Here is a 17,535-nt window from a genome sequence, read left to right as displayed (position 1 = left end):
GCAAGCCGGCACCGCGGGAGGGTTTTTGATCATTTTGCAAAAACCTCCCGCAATCGGGGCGCAATTCTGTCCAGTGGGCGAATTTCAACAGCAGCATCAATTGCCGCCGCCGCTTTGGGCATGCCATACACCGCCGAGCTCTGCTGATCTTGGGCGATGGTCAAATATCCTTGTTCACGCAGCAATTTTAGCCCCTGGGCACCGTCGCGCCCCATGCCGGTCAGCAATACGCCGACAGCGTCGCCGTTCCAATGGCTGGCGACGCTTTCAAAAAACACATCGATGGAAGGCCGGTAAATCTCGTTCACAGGCTCCGCGGTATAGGCTAGCGTGCCATTTTTCAACAAGCGAATATGGTGGTTGGTGCCGGCCAGCAGTACCACGCCACTTTGTGGCGGTTCGCCCTCGCGCGCCAGGCGCACCGGCAGGCCGGACGCGCTGCTCAGCCATTCGGCCATGCCGGCGGCGAACACCTGGTCCACATGTTGCACCAGCACGATGGCCGCGCAAAAGTCCCGGGGCAAGCCCTTGAGCAGGATTTCCAGGGCAGCCGGCCCGCCCGCCGACGAACCAATCGCCACCAGGCTTTGGCGCTTGCCGGTGGTGCGTTGGGGCGCGGTTTCGGTGCGTACCCGGTTGCCACGCTCGCCGACCAGCCAGCCAATATTGAGGATCTTGCGCAGCAGCGGCGCCGCCGCATCCCTGGCGTTGCCCACGCCCAGCGCCGGCGTGTCAACCACGTCCAGCGCGCCATGGCCCATGGCTTCGAACACGCGGCTGACATTGGCCTGGCGGTCCACGGTGACGATTACAATCGGGCATGGCGTCTCGGCCATGATCCGTCGCGTGGCTTCCACGCCATCCATCACCGGCATGATCAGGTCCATCAGGATCAGATCCGGGGTCAGTTCAGCACAGTGCTGCACAGCTTCCAGGCCATTACTGGCCACCCACACCACTTGGTGCGCAGGTTCAAGGCTCAAGGCGCGGCGTAAGGCCTCGACCGCCAGGGGCATGTCATTGACGATCGCAATCCTCATGCCCGCGCGCCCCCTATCAGTTCCACCACGGCGTCCAGCAAGGCGTCGTCATGGAAACTGGCTTTAGCTAGATAATAGTCGGCGCCGGCGTCCAGTCCACGACGCCGGTCTTCTTCGCGATCCTTGTACGACACCACCATCACCGGCAACGATTGCAGGCGACTATCACGACGCAAGAGTGTGACCAATTCAATACCGTCCATACGAGGCATATCAATGTCAGTGATGAGCAGGTCGAAGTCCTCGGAGCGCAACGCGTTCCAGCCGTCCATGCCATCCACTGCGACGGCCACTTCATAACCGCGATTAAGTAACAATTTGCGCTGCAGCTCACGCACGGTGAGCGAGTCGTCCACCACCAGCACGCGCTTGCGCGGCGCTTCGGTGGCTTGCTGGCTGCGCCGGGCAATGCGTTCCAGGCGGCCGGTATTGAGCAGCTTGTCGACGGAACGCAGCATGTCTTCAACGTCGACGATCAACACCACCGAGCCGTCATCGAGCAACGCGCCGGCGGAAATGTCCTGGACCTTGCCCAGGCGATCATCCAGCGGCAACACCACCAGGGTGCGCTCGCCGATAAACCGCTCCACCGCAATGCCATAGATCGCATCACGCTCGCGGATCACCACGACTTTCAGGGTTTCTTCATTGCTCTGCCCTGCCGGGCGCTGCAGCAACTGGCTGGCCGCGACCAGGCCGACGTGGCGGCCTTCGTGCCAAAAATGCTGGCGGCCTTCCAGTTGCACGATGTCGTCTGGCGCCAGATCGCACATGCGTTCGATGTGCGCCAGCGGGAACGCGTAGGCTTCTTCGCCGACTTCCACGACCAGGCTGCGCACCACCGACAGGGTCAACGGCACCTCCAGATGGAAGCGGCTGCCCTGCCCCGCCGTCTGCTCCAGCACCACCGCGCCGCGCAATTGGCGGACCATATGCTGCACCGCGTCCAGCCCGACGCCGCGCCCGGACACTTCGGTGACCTTGTCGCGCAGGCTGAAACCCGGCAAGAACAGGAACGTCAGCAGTTCCTCCTCGCTCAAGCGCAAGGCGGTTTCCAGCGGTGACAGGTGCCGGTCGACGATGGTGCCGCGCAGGCGCTCCAGGTCGACGCCATTGCCGTCGTCGCTCAATTCCAGCACCAGCAAACCCGCTTGGTGGGAGGCGCGCAGGCGGATCAGGCCTTCAGCCGGTTTACCGGCCAGCAGGCGCTGCTCGGGCATTTCGATGCCGTGGTCGACGGCATTGCGTAATAAATGCGTCAGCGGCGCTTCGAGCTTTTCCAGCACGTCGCGGTCGACCTGGGTCTTTTCGCCTTCGATCTCCAGGCGCACTTGTTTGCCAAGGCTGCGGCCAAGGTCGCGGACCATGCGCACCTGCCCGGCCAGCACATCGGCAAACGGGCGCATGCGGCAGGCCAGCGCGGTGTCGTACAGCACTTGGGCACGCTGCCCGGCCTGCCAGCCGAACTCATCCAGCTCGGCAGTTTTTTCCGCCAGCAGGGCCTGGGCTTCGCTTAACAGGCGGCGCGTGTCGGCCAAGGCTTCCTGGGCTTCGAGGTTCAAATCCAGGGCCTTGAGCTGGCCATCCAAGGTGTCCAAGGCGCGGGCGCTGTTGCTTTGAATACGCTTGAGGCGCTGCATGCTCGCCAGGTAAGGCTTGAGCCGCTGGGTTTCCACCAGGGATTTACTCGACAGGTCGAGCAGGCTGTTCAAGCGCTCGGCGGTCACCCGCAGCACGCGCTCGCCGCCTTCGGTCATGCGTTTGTTCTGGCGCAGCGGCTCGCCGGTAACCGGCGGCGCAGGCTCGGGCTCGGGCGGCAGCGCTTCAACAATAGGCGCCGGAGCAGGTGCAGGTGGCGGCGGCGGTGCCGCGACCTTGGCGGTCGGCTGCGACGGGTCGAGCAGGCGTTCCATTAGAGCCACATAGGCTTCAATATCCGCCGGGCCGACGTCATTGCCCGGCGTGGCGATGCGCATCAGCAAGTCGGTGCCTTGCAGCAGCGCGTCGATATGTTCGGGTTGCAGGTACAGGCGGCCTTCCTGGGCGCTGACCAGGCAATCCTCCATGACATGGGCCACGCTGACCCCGGCATCCACCCCGACAATCCGCGCCGCGCCCTTGAGCGAATGCGCGGCGCGCATGCAGGCTTCCAGCTGGTCGGCCTGGGTCGGGTTGCGTTCCAGGGCCAGCAAACCGGCGCTCAACACCTGGGTTTGCGCATCGGCTTCCAGGCTGAACAGTTCCAGCAGCGAGGCATCGCGCATCTGGTCGGGGGTCATGTGAGGCTCCGGGTCACGGCGGACAACAATTGCGCCTCATCCAGCCAACGCAGGCTGCGGCCTTTCCACTGCAGTACGCCCTGGGTGAAACGCGCACTGGCCTGGGTGCCGGAGGCCGATGCAGCCTTCAACGTGCGCTCATCGATGGCATGGATGCCGTCGACTTCATCGACTGGCACGACGACCGGGCCATCCTGCGCGGCGATGATCAGCATGCGCGGCATGATGCGCCCACCACTGGCGCCGTTGCTGGTGGCGTCCAGCCCCAGCAGCTCGACCAACGACAGGCACGCCACCAAGGCGCCGCGCACATTGGCCACGCCCAGCAGCGCCCGCGAGCGTTGGTGCGGCAGCGAGTGAATCGGTTGCAGCGGCGCCACTTCCACCAGGCAACGGGTGGCGATACCCAGCCACTCTTCGCCAAGACGGAACATCAACAGGGAACGGGTGACCACATCGCTGCTGAGCTCAGCGGCCGCCTGCGGACGCCGGTCGTCCTGTTGCAGGGCATAACGGTCGAGCAAACGCGTGGCGGCGGCGGAATACACCGAGCAGTTGCGGCAGTGAATATGCTCCGCCAGCAAAGGGCAGGACTTGTCGCCATGGATGCCGATGCGGTTCCAGCAGTCGTCAATGGCTTGGGTGTCAGCCAGGGTCAGGTCCAGGCCTGCGGTGTCGAGCGCGTCGGTGCTACTCATCGTTTGGACTCACTGTCAGCTCGCTCGCTACGCGCGGCCCGCGCTTGCAAGCGGCGCGCCCCCGCACTGTCGCCCTGGGATTCGAGCAACGCGGCCAGGTGCATCAAGGCCTGCGGGTGCTGCGGTTCCAGGTACAAGGCTTTTCGATAATAACCCTGGGCTTCCAGGGCGCTGCCGGCCACATCGCTGAGCAGCCCCAGCCAGTAAAACACCTGGGCGGCCGGCGGGTGGTTACTCAAATACTGTTCACAGGCGGCGCGGGCCTCGGCACTTTTGCCTTCGTTGGCCAGCGTGGCGATGCGGCTGAGCAAGTCGCCCGCGTCGGTGTGCGGCGCCTTGATCGGCACCCCATGGGCACTGACTTGGGCACTGGCCGTGCTGAACGGGCGCGGCTTGGGCGGAATCGGCGCCGCACTGCGTTGAGGCGTGGGGGCAGGCATCGGCACAAAGACCGGTTCAGGTTTGACCGGCTCGACATGCCGGCTGAAGGCGAAGGACTGCGGCACGCCAATCGAGCGCATGCCATGGCGCCCCAGCAGGCTACCTTCGGCTGGGCCGATAAACAGCACGCCGTCCACGTGGGTCAGGCCCTTGAGCACGTCAAAGACTTGCTTCTGGGTCGGCTGGTCAAAATAGATCAGCAAGTTGCGGCAGAACACGAAGTCGTAGGTGGGCTCATTGGCCAGCAGGCCCGGGTCGAGCAAGTTGCCGACTTGCAGGCGCACTTGCTCGCGCACCCGGTCGGCGATGCGAAAACCTTCCGGCTCTTCAGTGAAGTGGCGCTCACGAAATTCGATATCGCTGCCGCGAAAGGAGTTCTTGCCATACACGCCGCGCTTGGCGCGCTCAACCGACAGCGGGCTGACGTCCAGGCCCTGCACCTTGAACTGGTGCGGTGCCAGGCCCGCGTCGAGCAAGGCCATGGCGATCGAGTAAGGCTCTTCGCCGGTCGAACACGGCAGGCTCAGAATGCGCAGCGCGCGCATCTGCTTGATCTCGGCCAGGCGTGCCTTGGCCAGGCGCGCCAGGGTGGCAAAGGATTCGGGGTAACGGAAAAACCAGGTTTCGGGGACGATCACCGCTTCGATCAGCGCCTGCTGCTCATCATCGCAGCTCAGCAGGTGCTGCCAGTAATCCTGGGCCTGCGTGAGCTGGCTGCGCTGGCGCACCGCGCGCTCGATAATCGCCTCGCCCACCGAGGCAACGTCCAGGCCAATGCGTTCCTTCAAGAAGGCAAAGAAGCGCGGATCGTTACTCATACGCTCAGCTCGGCAGAAAACAGCAAAGTGCGCACGGGCTCGGTGAGCAGCTCGTTGACACCCATCCACTGCATCAAGCCCAAGGCATCTTCACGCACCAGCCCCAGGTAAGGCGCCTGGTGGTTGTCCAGCCCATAAGGCTGGAATTCCTCAAGGCCGCAACGCAGGGTGTCGGTGGCTTGTTCCAGGATCAGCCCCAGCCAGCGCGCGTCAACCCACGGTTGCGGCTGGTAGTTGACCAGCACCAGCCGCGTGCTGGTGCGCGCCTGGGCCGGTGTGCCGAAGGTCAGCGCACACAGGTCGATCACCGGCACCAGCGCACCGCGATGGGCAAAGATCCCCGCCACCCAAACGGGTGCATGGGCGATGGGTTTGAGCGGCAGGCGCGGCAGCACTTCGGCGACTTCCGTCGCCTTGAGGGCAAAGCGTTCGCCGCCGATGCGAAACACCAGGAACAACGCTTTTTTCGCTGCCGGAACGGCGCCGCGTTTAGCCGCGAGGTCGCTCATCAGACTTTGAAACGCGACACGCCGCTGCGCAGACCGACCGCAACCTGGCTCAATTCATCAATGGCAAAGCTGGCCTGGCGCAGGGACTCAACCGTCTGGCTGCTGGCATCGCCCAATTGCACCAGCGCGTGGTTGATCTGCTCGGCGCCGGTGGCCTGGGCCTGCATGCCTTCGTTGACCATCAGCACCCGCGGCGCCAACGCCTGCACCTGATGGATGATCTGCGACAGCTGCTCGCCCACTTGCTGCACTTCGAACATGCCGCGACGCACTTCTTCGGAGAACTTGTCCATGCCCATCACACCCGCCGACACCGCCGACTGGATCTCGCGCACCATCTGCTCGATGTCGTAGGTGGCCACGGCGGTCTGGTCGGCCAAACGCCGCACCTCGGTGGCGACCACGGCAAAACCGCGCCCGTATTCACCGGCCTTCTCGGCCTCAATCGCGGCGTTGAGCGACAACAGGTTGGTCTGGTCGGCGACCTTGACGATGGTCACCACCACTTGGTTGATGTTGCCGGCCTTCTCGTTGAGGATCGCAAGCTTGGCGTTGACCAAGTCAGCGGCGCCCATCACCGAGTGCATGGTTTCTTCCATGCGCGCCAGCCCTTGCTGGCCGGAACCTGCGGCAACTGACGCCTGGTCGGCGGCGGTGGAGACTTCGGTCATGGTACGGACCAAGTCCTTGGACGTTGCCGCGATCTCGCGGGACGTCGCGCCGATCTCGGTGGTGGTGGCGGCCGTTTCGGTGGCGGTGGCCTGTTGCTGCTTGGAGGTGGCGGCAATCTCGGTGACCGAGGTGGTCACCTGCACCGACGAACGCTGGGCCTGGGACACCAGGGCCGTCAGTTCGGTCATCATGTCGTTGAAGCCGGTTTCAACGGCGCCGAATTCGTCCTTGCGCTCCAGGTTCAAACGTTTGCTCAAGTCGCCGTCGCGCATGGTGCCGAGGATCGAAACGATGCGCTGCATCGGCGCCATGATGGCGCGCATCAACAGCAGCCCGCACAGGCCGGCGGCAAGGATGGCCAGGATGAGCGACACAAACATGCTGACTTTGGCCGCCGAAACCGCATCATCAATCGCCGTGGTCGCACGGTCGGCGACGTTCTTGTTCTCGGTAATGATTTCGTTGAGCTTCATGCGGCCTGCCGTCCAGGCGGGCGTCAGGTTGGCGTCGAACTCCTTGCGCGCGCCAGCCAGGTCATTGCGCTGCAGCGCCTCCAGCACGGTGGCCAGGCTCCTGTTATAGGCCTGGTGCATGGCTTCGAATTTGTCGAACTCGGCCTGGTCATCGCGACCACTGATGGTGTGCTGATAGTTGGCCATCTGCGTTTGGATGCGCCCCTCGAATGACTTGAAGTCAGCCTTGTCGGCGTCGGTCAGGCCCTTGTCGTCACGCAGACCGAGCAATTCCAGGGTTTGCAAGTAACTGTCGACCCAGGCGCTGCGGATCATCGAGCTGACGTAAACCCCCGGCACCGCGTCATCTCGGACAGCTGTCTCGCTGTTCTCGATCTTCAGCAACCGTGAATAAGAGACCACAACCATCAACAGCATGATCGCGATAATGACCGCAAAGCTCGCCAAAATCCGTTGGCGCAAGGTCCAGTTCTTCACAGTATTTCCTCGAAGGGCCATTCAAATGGGGGGAGTATAGCTGAGCGGATGCCCTCATTTATCAATGGGTTTTGATGCGGCGATCACACTAAGCAAATGTGGGAGGGGGCTTGCTCCCGATAGCGGTGAGTCAGCCACAGATAGACTGACTGATATACCGCCATCGGGAGCAAGCCCCCTCCCACATTCAAATGGGCTTACCAGCTGTGTTTATTGGTTTAGCCGCACCTGTTTCTCAAGCTCGGCCTTTAGAGCAGGCTCCAGTTTCAGCTGGCGTGCCAACTCATCCAGGTAGGCTTTTTCCATAAAATTCTCTTCGTCCACCAGCATCACGCTGGCGATGTACATCTCGGCGGCCATTTCCGGGGTGCCTGCCGCGCGCGCCACATCAGCCGGGTCCAGGGGTTTGTTCAGCTCGGCGTGCAACCAGCTTTGCAGCTCGCGGTCGTTATCGAGCTTGGTGAACTCGCCTTCGATCAGCGCGCGTTCGCGCTCGTCCACATGCCCGTCGGCCTTGGCTGCCGCGACCAATGCCTTAAGAATGCCCTGGCTGTGTTGCTCGACCTGCGCCGGTGGCAGGCGGTCGATGGTCTGCGGCTCACCCTGCGGCGCATTCGCCTGTTGCGCCTGCCAATTGCCATAAGCCTTGTAGGCGATCACGCCCAAGGCCGCCAAGCCGCCGTAGGTCAGGGCCTTGCCGCCGAATTTGCGCGCCTTCTTATTACCCAGCAGTAAGCCCATGGCTCCTGCCGCCAAGGCTCCGCCGCCCGCGCCGCCGAGCAAACTGCCCAGGCCGCCGCTGCCGAGCAGCCCACCGAGGGCGCCTTTATCGTCTGATTTACGCTGGCCGCCAGCCTTGTTCTGCAGCATGTCCTGGCCAGATTTGAGCAACTGATCGAGCAATCCACGGGTATTCATTCGCAGCCTCCAGGCACTTGGGTGTGTAGGACCAATAGGCCCCCAGCGTAAGACTAAGTGCCAAAAAACCCAGATCTAGAGTGCTTCGAGTTGTAACGTCGCCAGCCAATACTGGAAACGTCTTGTTTCATATGCAACGCCATCACGCCGCTATCAATCATTTTTCCTACACCACCGAACCGCTTAAGCTATCCGGCGTCTGTTTATAGTCCGTTGCGTTTGGCCGAAGGCATGTCCGAACCGTAATTTCTGATCCGCTACGTGCCAGGAACGGCGCGGGATTTGCTCACGACAGGTTGTCTCTATGCACCGCAGGAATTTGCTCAAAGCGTCCATGGCCATTGCGGCTTACACCGGTTTATCGGCCAGCGGCCTGCTCGCAGCGCAAGCCTGGGCCGGCAACCGTGCCGCCGATGGCAAGGCCGTGGCGTTTGATTTTGAAGCGCTCAAAGCCCAGGCCAAGCAACTCGCCGGGACTGCTTATAAAGACACCAAACAGGTGCTGCCGCCGACCCTGGCGACCATGACCCCGCAGAATTTCAACGCCATCGGCTACGACGGCGATCATTCGCTGTGGAAAGAATTGAACGGTCAGCTCGACGTGCAGTTCTTCCACGTCGGCATGGGTTTCAAGACCCCGGTGCGCATGCACAGCGTCGACCCCAAGACCCGCGAAGCACGCGAGGTGCATTTCCGCCCTTCGCTGTTCAACTATGCAAAGACTACGGTCGACACCAAGCAGCTGACCGGTGACCTGGGTTTCTCCGGTTTCAAGCTGTTCAAGGCGCCGGAGCTGGATCGTCATGACGTGCTGTCATTTCTCGGCGCCAGCTACTTCCGCGCGGTGGACTCCACCGGTCAGTACGGCCTCTCGGCACGCGGCCTGGCGATTGATACCTACGCCAAAAAACGCGAGGAGTTCCCCGACTTCACGCAATTCTGGTTCGAAACCCCGGCCAAGGACGCCACGCGTTTTGTGGTCTACGCCCTGCTCGACTCGCCGAGCGCCACCGGCGCCTACCGCTTTGACATCGACTGCCAGGCCAACCAAGTGGTGATGGCCATCGACGCCAACATCAACGCGCGCACCACCATCGAACAACTGGGCATCGCGCCGATGACCAGCATGTTCAGCTGCGGCACCCATGAGCGGCGTATGTGCGACACCATCCACCCGCAAATCCATGATTCGGACCGCCTGGCCATGTGGCGCGGCAATGGCGAGTGGATCTGCCGCCCGCTGAACAACCCGGCCAAGCTGCAGTTCAACGCATTCGCCGACACCGACCCGAAAGGCTTCGGCCTGGTGCAGACCGACCATGAGTTCGCCAGCTACCAGGACACGGTGGACTGGTACAGCAAGCGCCCGAGCCTGTGGGTCGAACCGACGACGGCATGGGGCGAAGGCTCGATCGACCTGTTGGAAATCCCGACCACCGGCGAAACCCTGGACAATATCGTGGCCTTCTGGACCCCGAAAAAACCCGTGGCTGCCGGCGATTCACTCAACTATGGCTACAAGCTGTACTGGAGCGCCTTGCCGCCGGTGAGCACGCCGTTGGCGCAAGTCGACGCTACGCGGTCCGGCATGGGCGGCTTTACCGAAGGCTGGGCACCGGGCGAGCATTACCCAGAGGTGTGGGCCCGTCGCTTTGCCGTGGACTTCAAGGGCGGCGGCCTCGATCGCCTGCCGGCCGGCACCGGCATCGAGCCGGTGGTGACCTGCTCCCACGGTGAAGTCAAAGACTTCAGTGTGCTGGTGCTCGACAACATCAAGGGCTATCGCATTCTGTTCGATTGGTACCCGACCAGCGACAGTGTGGAGCCGGTGGAACTGCGGCTGTTTATCCGCACCCAGGACCGCACCTTGAGTGAAACCTGGCTGTATCAGTACTTCCCGCCTGCGCCGCAGGCGCGTAAGTACACCTGATACCGAGGTGCAAAATGTCTGATCATTCCCACGCAGAGCGTGGGAACGATCGTATGAAGGCTCAGAACCGCGACACGCTTTTCATCGCCCCAATCAAATACCGCATCGCCACCTGATCGTTTTCGGTCAGGGCACGGTACTGCGCCAGCAATTCGGCCTCATCCGAACTCAACCCTCGACCACGCAAAGACATCTTGCGGGTCAGAAAACTCACTACCGCACCCGCAACACCATAGGACTTGGCCATGGACTGCTTCTCCTGATATCGATCTAAGACTCCTGGCGCCCATCACCTGCCTTCCGTGAGACGCAAAGCCTTCGCGGACCCAACAGACTGACTCCCTGGGCCAGAAATCAGACTTACCCTAAGCGTAGAAACAATCTGCTCACGTGTGGGATTTTTTTAGAGTATTAACTTAAAAAAACCACTTCGGTAACAAAGACCTACAGCCTTTTCTCACGCAGTGGCCGGTAGAACGGCGTTAAACACGCGCAAGAAAAAACCCACCGGGTCAGGGTGGGTTTCGATGGGTCACACGTAAGATCAATCCCTCAGATCAGACTCATGAATCGGCTGATCGCGATGGGTCGCCCGCTGGTACTGCGCCGGCCAGATCGCCTTGCGCCCGCCCAAATCATCGTCGGCATGCAACGGCCAGTACGGGTCACGCAACAGCTCACGGGCGAGGAAGATGATGTCGGCCTGGCAGGTACGCAGGATGTGCTCGGCCTGGGCCGGTTCGGTAATCATGCCGACGGTGCCGGTGGCGATGCCCGACTCTTTGCGCACGCGTTCGGCAAAGCGTGTCTGGTAGCCAGGGCCAATGGGGATCTCGGCATTGGCGGCGGTGCCACCTGAGGAGACGTCGATCAGGTCCACGCCCAGGTCTTTGAGGCGGCGCGCCAATTCCACGGTTTCATCCGGGTTCCAGCCGTCTTCCACCCAATCGGTGGCCGACACGCGCACGAACAGCGGCAGCTCCTGGGGCCAGACTTCGCGCACGGCCTGGGTGACTTCGAGCACCAGGCGAATGCGGTTTTCAAACGAACCACCGTAGTGGTCCTGGCGCTGATTGCTGATGGGCGAGAGGAATTGATGCAGCAGGTAACCGTGGGCGGCGTGGATTTCCACCACTTCGAAACCGGCGGTCAGCGCGCGTTTGGCGGCGGCGACAAAGTCGGCGATCACCTGCTGGATCTGCCCTTCGTCCAGCGGCTTGGGCTGGGTGTGATTGGGGTCAAAAGCTATTGGCGATGGGCCCACCGGCACCCAACCGCCGTCTTCCGGCTTGACGCTGCCGTGCTTGCCGATCCACGGCCGATGAGTGCTGGCCTTGCGCCCGGCATGCGCCAGTTGAATGCCCGCCACCGCGCCTTGGGCGGCGATAAACCGCGTGATGCGCTGCAGCGGTTCGATCTGCGCGTCGTTCCACAGGCCCAGGTCCTGGGCGGTGATGCGGCCATCGGCGGTCACGGCGGTGGCTTCGGTGAAAATCAGCCCGGCGCCGCCCACGGCGCGGCTGCCCAGGTGCACCAGGTGCCAGTCATTGGCCAAGCCGTCCTCAGCTGAGTATTGGCACATCGGCGACACGGCAATGCGGTTGAGCAGGGTCAATTGACGGAGGGTGTAGGGTTCGAGCAGCTGACTCATGGCGCACCTCTTCTGGGTTCTGTGGGCACTATTCAAACAGTGCTTAGAGCCTAGTCGACAACGGTCGCTTGCACAGGGTTCAGAAGGAAAACGGGAGCCGATTGCCGGCTCCCGTGTTGCAGCGGCTTACATTTCGACCTGGGTGCCCAGCTCGATCACCCGGTTTACCGGGAGCTTGAAGAAGCGCAGGTTGCCGTTGGCGTTCTTCAACATGAACGCAAACAAGCTTTCACGCCAACGGGCCATGCCCTTGATGCGCGAGGCGATCACCGTTTCGCGGCTGAGGAAGTAGGTGGTGCGCATCGGGCTGAAATCCAGGTCGTCCAGATGGCACAACTTCAGCGCTTCGGGCACGTCCGGCTCATCGGTAAACCCGAAGTGCAGGATCACCCGGAAGAACCCTTCCCCATAAGCGTCGACCTCAAAGCGCCGTGAGGCCGGTACGCGCGGAATATCTTCGTAGACCACTGTCAGCATCACCACCTGCTCATGCAACACCTGGTTATGCAGCAGGTTGTGCAACAGCGCGTGGGGCACGGCGTCCGGGCGCGCGGTGAGGAAAACGGCGGTGCCCTGCACGCGATGGGGCGGCTGTACGCGGATACTGCTGATAAAGATCGGCAATGGCAGGCCGCCTTCGTCGAGGCGGTCCATCAGCAGTTCCTTGCCGCGCTTCCAGGTGGTCATCAGCACAAACAACACAATCCCTGCCAACACCGGGAAGGCGCCGCCCTGCACGATCTTCGGCACGTTGGCGGCGAAGAACAGGCCATCTACCAACAAGAAACCGATCAACACCGGAATTGCCAGCACCGGTGGCCATTTCCACAGCAACAACATCACCGCCGACACCAGGATGCTGGTGATCAGCATGGTGCCGGTCACTGCCACACCGTACGCCGAGGCCAAGGCGTTCGAAGATTCGAAGCCCAGTACCAACAGGATCACACCGACCATCAGCGCCCAGTTCACCGCACCGATGTAGATCTGGCCTTGCTCGGCGCTGGAGGTGTGCTGGATATGCATGCGCGGGATGTAACCCAGCTGGATCGCCTGGCGGGTCAAGGAGAACGCGCCGGAAATCACCGCCTGGGAGGCAATCACCGTGGCCAGGGTCGACAGCGCGACCAGCGGGATCAACGCCCACTCCGGCGCCAGCAGATAGAACGGGTTACGCGCCGCTTCCGGGTTTTCCAGCAGCAATGCGCCCTGGCCGAAGTAGTTGAGCACCAGCGCCGGCAGCACCAGGGCGAACCACGCACGGGCGATCGGCTTGCGGCCGAAGTGGCCCATGTCGGCATACAGCGCTTCGGCACCGGTCAACGCCAGCACCACCGCGCCGAGAATCGCCACGCCCATGCCGGGGTGGACGATAAAGAAGCGCACGCCCCACACGGGGTTCAGCGCGTTGAGCACCTCGGGGTGTCGCAGGATGCCGTGCACGCCGAGGCCGCCCAGCACCAGGAACCACACCACCATCACCGGCCCGAACAGCTTGCCGATGCGGTCGGTACCGTGTTTCTGGATCAGGAACAGGCCCACCAGCACCACCAACGACAGTGGCACCACCCAACGTTCAAGGCCATCAAAGGCCAGCTCCAGGCCCTCGACCGCCGACAATACCGAGATCGCCGGGGTGATCATGCTGTCGCCGTAGAACAGCGCCGCACCGATCAGGCCGAGGATCACCAGCACCGAACGCAACTTGGGATACGGCGCCGATGCCCGCCGCGCAAGCGCCGTCAGGGCCATGATGCCGCCCTCGCCCTGGTTGTCCGCGCGCAGGATAAACAGCACGTACTTGATCGACACGACCCACACCAGCGACCAGAAAATCAGCGCCAGAATGCCGAAGACCCCGTCATGGTTGACCTGAACCCCGTAACCACCAGAAAACACTTCTTTAAGGGTATAGAGCGGGCTGGTACCAATATCGCCGTAAACCACCCCGACTGCCGCCACCAGCATGCCAATCGGCTTTGCATTGGAATGCTCGGCACCTGCTGCCTGACTATTTGCCTGACCCATCAACCACTCCTGCCCTTTGACCTGAGGTCTTTTATAAACAACGCGTCTAAGCTGACCGTAGCATGCGCTGTTTTACTTCTCGTAACAGACGTTTTATTGACCCCGGGGTTTCACCCGCGTGCAACGGCGCGAAGCATAGCGCAGCACTCGTCGCATTTCCCTGCATAAAGCTGGTCAAGTGCGTTGCCCGTCGCTAGAATTGCGCACTTTTTGATCAGAGGCGCACCAAGCGCCCGTCTACCGCCGTGTCGTGCCCGACTGGCGGCGCCATTCAATACCGAGGTTAGACATGTCCACCACCATCGCAAAAGCCAACCCCAAGGTCGGCTTTGTATCCCTGGGTTGCCCGAAGGCTCTGGTCGACTCCGAGCGCATCCTCACGCAACTGCGTATGGAAGGCTATGACGTCGTGTCCACTTACCAGGACGCGGACGTGGTGGTGGTCAACACCTGTGGCTTCATCGACTCGGCCAAGGCTGAGTCGCTGGAAGTGATTGGCGAAGCCATCAAGGAAAACGGCAAGGTCATCGTCACCGGCTGCATGGGCGTGGAAGAAGGCAACATCCGCAACGTGCACCCAAGCGTGCTGGCCGTAACCGGCCCGCAGCAGTACGAGCAGGTGGTCAATGCCGTGCACCAAGTGGTGCCGCCGCGCCAGGACCACAACCCGCTGATCGACCTGGTGCCGCCGCAAGGCATCAAGCTGACGCCGCGCCACTACGCGTACCTGAAGATTTCCGAAGGCTGCAACCACAGCTGCAGCTTCTGCATCATCCCCTCGATGCGCGGCAAGCTGGTCAGCCGCCCGGTCGGCGATGTGCTCGACGAGGCCCAGCGCCTGGTCAAATCCGGCGTGAAAGAGCTGTTGGTGATCTCCCAGGACACCAGCGCCTACGGTGTCGACGTCAAATACCGCACCGGTTTCTGGAACGGCGCGCCGGTGAAAACCCGCATGACCGAACTCTGCGAAGCCTTGAGCAGCCTGGGCGTGTGGGTGCGCCTGCACTACGTTTACCCGTACCCGCACGTGGACGAGCTGATCCCGTTGATGGCCGCCGGCAAGATCCTGCCGTACCTGGACATCCCGTTCCAGCACGCCAGCCCGAAAATCCTCAAGGCGATGAAACGCCCAGCCTTCGAAGACAAGACCCTGGCGCGCATCAAGAACTGGCGCGAGATCTGCCCGGAACTGATCATCCGCTCCACCTTCATCGTCGGTTTCCCCGGCGAAACCGAAGAAGACTTCCAGTACCTGCTGGACTGGCTGACCGAAGCGCAGCTGGACCGCGTGGGTTGCTTCCAGTACTCGCCGGTGGAAGGCGCTCCGGCCAACCTGCTGGACGCTGCCATCGTGCCGGACGACGTCAAGCAAGACCGGTGGGAGCGCTTCATGGCGCACCAGCAGGCGATCAGTTCGGCGCGCCTGCAACTGCGCATCGGCCGGGAAATCGAAGTGTTGATCGATGAAGTCGACGAGCAAGGCGCAGTTGGCCGTTGCTTCTTCGATGCGCCGGAGATCGACGGTAACGTGTTTATCGACGATGCCAGCGGTTTGAAGCCGGGCGACAAGGTCTGGTGCACTGTGACTGACGCCGACGAATACGACCTGTGGGCGCAAAAGCGCGACTGATCACTCGCGTGTAAAAAAAACACAAAAGCCCCGCCTCTGGACAAGATGCGGGGCTTTTTTAGGTCTATCGTTTGCCCATTGGCGAAGATCTAGGCAAGGAGCAGCGGGCATGCGTCAGCTTTCGGTCATCCACACCCCCAAACTCAGCGACTTCGCACACTTGGCGCAACTGTGGGAAGACTCGGTGCGGGCGACCCACGATTTTTTGCCAGACAGCTACATCGTCCTCCTTAAAGACCTGGTGCTGACGCGTTACCTGGACTCGGTGATGTTGATCTGCACCAAGGACGCGCGCCAGCGCATCACGGGCTTTGCCGGGGTGGCGGCGGGCAAGGTCGAAATGCTGTTTATCGACCCGCAGCACCGTGGCCAGGGCCTGGGCCGGCAACTGCTGCGTTATGCCATCGAACACATGAACGCCGATACGCTGGACGTCAACGAACAGAATCCCCAGGCGCTGGGTTTCTACTTCAAGCAGGGCTTCGAAGTGATCGGCCGCGCGGAACATGATGGCCTGGGCCAGCCGTACCCGCTGCTGCACATGCGTTTGCGCTCATCTGTGGGAGCTGGCTTGCCTGCGATGCGGGCGACGCGGTAGCTCAGGTCGACCGAGGTGATGCCATCGCAGGCAAGCCAGCGCCCACAAAAAGCCACTGTGCTGAAATGGGGCCGGGATTAACCGGCGCCAGGCAGGTACAATAGCCGCCCCCTTTTGCTACGGCCCATGTCATGACTGACCCCATACGCCTCTCCAAACGCCTTATCGAACTGGTCGGTTGCTCCCGTCGGGAGGCTGAGCTGTTTATCGAAGGCGGCTGGGTCTCGGTGGACGGCGAAGTGATCGACGAGCCGCAGTTCAAGATCACCACCCAGAAGGTCGAGCTGGACCCAGAGGCTAAAGCCACTGCGCCGGAGCCGGTGACCATTCTGCTGCATGCGCCGGTGGGTGTGGATGCCGAAACGGCACTGGCCTCGATCAGCGCCGAGACCCTGTCTGAAGAACACCGCTTCAGCAAGCGCCCGCTTAAAGGCCACTTTCTGCGCCTGACCGCCAGTGCCGACCTGCAAGCCAAGGCCAGCGGCCTGCTGGTGTTCACCCAGGACTGGAAGATTCTGCGCAAGTTGACCGCCGATGCCGCCAAGATCGAGCAGGAATACGTGGTGGAGGTTGAAGGCGACATGGTTGCCCACGGCCTCAACCGCCTGAACCACGGCCTGACCTACAAAGGCAAAGAGCTGCCGCCCGTGAAGGCCAGCTGGCAGAACGAAAACCGCCTGCGCTTTGCGATGAAGAACCCGCAACCGGGCGTGATCGCGCTGTTCTGCGAGGCCGTTGGGCTGAAAGTCATCGCCATCCGCCGCATCCGCATTGGCGGCGTGTCCATCGGCAAAGTGCCGGTCGGCCAATGGCGTTACCTGTCCGGCAAAGAGAAGTTCTAAGCCGTTCCCCTTTTCTCGACACCGCCTGATCAGGCGGTGTCCTCAGTTGAATACCAGGATTGCCCACCATGATTCACAACGACGTACTGCGCAGCGTGCGCTACATGCTCGACATCAGCGACAACAAGATGGTCGAGATCATCAAGCTCGGCGGCATGGACGTAACCAAGGAAGACCTGCTGACCTACCTCAAGAAAGACGAGGAAGAAGGCTTTGTGTTCTGCCCGGATGACGTCATGGCCCACTTCCTCGATGGCCTGGTGATCTTCAAGCGCGGCAAGGACGAAAGCCGTCCACCGCAGCCGATCGAAACCCCGGTGACCAACAACATCATCCTCAAGAAACTGCGCGTGGCCTTCGAACTGAAGGAAGACGACATGCACGCCATTCTCAAGGCAGCCGAGTTCCCGGTGTCCAAGCCCGAGCTGAGCGCGCTGTTCCGCAAGTTCGGCCACACCAACTACCGCACCTGTGGCGACCAGTTGCTGCGCAACTTCCTCAAGGGCCTGACCCTGCGGGTTCGCGCGTAAG

Annotated in this window: 15 protein-coding genes; 5 read left to right on the top strand and 10 right to left on the bottom strand. The window is 62.0% G+C overall.

The genetic code is table 11. The annotated features are described in order from the left end of the window. Positions 1 to 29: 29 nt before the first annotated feature. The 7 genes from ACA065_RS06735 to ACA065_RS06705 form a co-directional block, all read right to left on the bottom strand. Positions 30 to 1,040 (bottom strand): chemotaxis response regulator protein-glutamate methylesterase, encoded by a 1,011-nt coding sequence (locus tag ACA065_RS06735; RefSeq protein ID WP_497693839.1) that lies wholly within the window; start codon positions 1,038 to 1,040, stop codon positions 30 to 32. Further along, positions 1,037 to 3,319, bottom strand: coding sequence for a hybrid sensor histidine kinase/response regulator (locus tag ACA065_RS06730; protein ID WP_497693838.1), 2,283 nt, complete (start codon positions 3,317 to 3,319; stop codon positions 1,037 to 1,039). Before ACA065_RS06730 ends, ACA065_RS06735 begins: the two co-directional genes overlap by 4 nt. Continuing rightward, positions 3,316 to 4,017 carry a chemotaxis protein CheW gene (locus ACA065_RS06725; RefSeq protein ID WP_497693837.1) on the bottom strand — a complete coding sequence of 234 codons (702 nt, stop codon included), beginning with the start codon at positions 4,015 to 4,017 and terminating at the stop codon, positions 3,316 to 3,318. The genes ACA065_RS06730 and ACA065_RS06725 overlap by 4 nt, the downstream gene beginning before the upstream one ends. Next, positions 4,014 to 5,276 carry a CheR family methyltransferase gene (locus ACA065_RS06720; RefSeq protein WP_497693836.1) on the bottom strand — a complete coding sequence of 421 codons (1,263 nt, stop codon included), beginning with the start codon at positions 5,274 to 5,276 and terminating at the stop codon, positions 4,014 to 4,016. The genes ACA065_RS06725 and ACA065_RS06720 overlap by 4 nt, the downstream gene beginning before the upstream one ends. After that, positions 5,273 to 5,785: a chemotaxis protein CheW gene (locus ACA065_RS06715; protein ID WP_497693835.1), complete on the bottom strand. Its 513-nt coding sequence runs from the start codon at positions 5,783 to 5,785 to the stop codon at positions 5,273 to 5,275. The genes ACA065_RS06720 and ACA065_RS06715 overlap by 4 nt, the downstream gene beginning before the upstream one ends. Beyond that, positions 5,785 to 7,407 (bottom strand): methyl-accepting chemotaxis protein, encoded by a 1,623-nt coding sequence (locus ACA065_RS06710; protein ID WP_497693834.1) that lies wholly within the window; start codon positions 7,405 to 7,407, stop codon positions 5,785 to 5,787. Before ACA065_RS06710 ends, ACA065_RS06715 begins: the two co-directional genes overlap by 1 nt. Before the next feature lie 210 nt (positions 7,408 to 7,617). After that, on the bottom strand, positions 7,618 to 8,325 hold the full coding sequence (locus ACA065_RS06705; RefSeq protein ID WP_497693833.1) for a tellurite resistance TerB family protein: 708 nt from the start codon (positions 8,323 to 8,325) through the stop codon (positions 7,618 to 7,620). 304 nt (positions 8,326 to 8,629) lie between these two features. Between ACA065_RS06705 and ACA065_RS06700 the strand changes: the two genes are divergently transcribed. Then, positions 8,630 to 10,255, top strand: a complete 1,626-nt coding sequence (locus ACA065_RS06700) for a glucan biosynthesis protein D (protein WP_497693832.1) — start codon at positions 8,630 to 8,632, stop codon at positions 10,253 to 10,255. A gap of 61 nt (positions 10,256 to 10,316) precedes the next feature. On the opposite strand, the gene ACA065_RS06695 is transcribed toward ACA065_RS06700, so the two are convergent. The 3 genes from ACA065_RS06695 to ACA065_RS06685 form a co-directional block, all read right to left on the bottom strand. Beyond that, positions 10,317 to 10,502, bottom strand: a complete 186-nt coding sequence (locus tag ACA065_RS06695; RefSeq protein WP_497693831.1) for a hypothetical protein — start codon at positions 10,500 to 10,502, stop codon at positions 10,317 to 10,319. Between the two features lie 297 nt (positions 10,503 to 10,799). Continuing rightward, entirely contained in the window at positions 10,800 to 11,906 is a 1,107-nt protein-coding gene (locus ACA065_RS06690) for an NADH:flavin oxidoreductase/NADH oxidase (RefSeq protein WP_497693830.1), read from the bottom strand. Positions 11,907 to 12,032: 126 nt separating this feature from the next. Continuing rightward, the gene (locus ACA065_RS06685) at positions 12,033 to 13,934 is read right to left on the bottom strand and encodes a potassium transporter Kup (RefSeq protein WP_497693829.1); all 1,902 of its coding nucleotides are present in this window, start codon (positions 13,932 to 13,934) and stop codon (positions 12,033 to 12,035) included. A 289-nt stretch (positions 13,935 to 14,223) separates the two neighbouring features. On the opposite strand from ACA065_RS06685, the gene rimO reads away from it, so the two are divergent. The 4 genes from rimO to ACA065_RS06665 all read left to right on the top strand — a co-directional run bounded on the left by rimO (position 14,224) and on the right by ACA065_RS06665 (position 17,534). Continuing rightward, entirely contained in the window at positions 14,224 to 15,564 is a 1,341-nt protein-coding gene (gene rimO, locus ACA065_RS06680) for a 30S ribosomal protein S12 methylthiotransferase RimO (protein WP_497693828.1), read from the top strand. A gap of 109 nt (positions 15,565 to 15,673) precedes the next feature. Beyond that, the gene (locus ACA065_RS06675; RefSeq protein WP_497693827.1) at positions 15,674 to 16,162 is read left to right on the top strand and encodes a GNAT family N-acetyltransferase; all 489 of its coding nucleotides are present in this window, start codon (positions 15,674 to 15,676) and stop codon (positions 16,160 to 16,162) included. A gap of 131 nt (positions 16,163 to 16,293) precedes the next feature. After that, positions 16,294 to 17,004, top strand: a complete 711-nt coding sequence (locus ACA065_RS06670; protein ID WP_497693826.1) for an rRNA pseudouridine synthase — start codon at positions 16,294 to 16,296, stop codon at positions 17,002 to 17,004. 68 nt (positions 17,005 to 17,072) lie between these two features. Further along, entirely contained in the window at positions 17,073 to 17,534 is a 462-nt protein-coding gene (locus ACA065_RS06665; protein WP_003189058.1) for a YehS family protein, read from the top strand. Position 17,535: the final 1 nt, after the last annotated feature.

This window comes from Pseudomonas sp. LBUM1640 (assembly GCF_059716225.1).
This window is presented reverse-complemented; position numbering and strand designations above follow the sequence as displayed.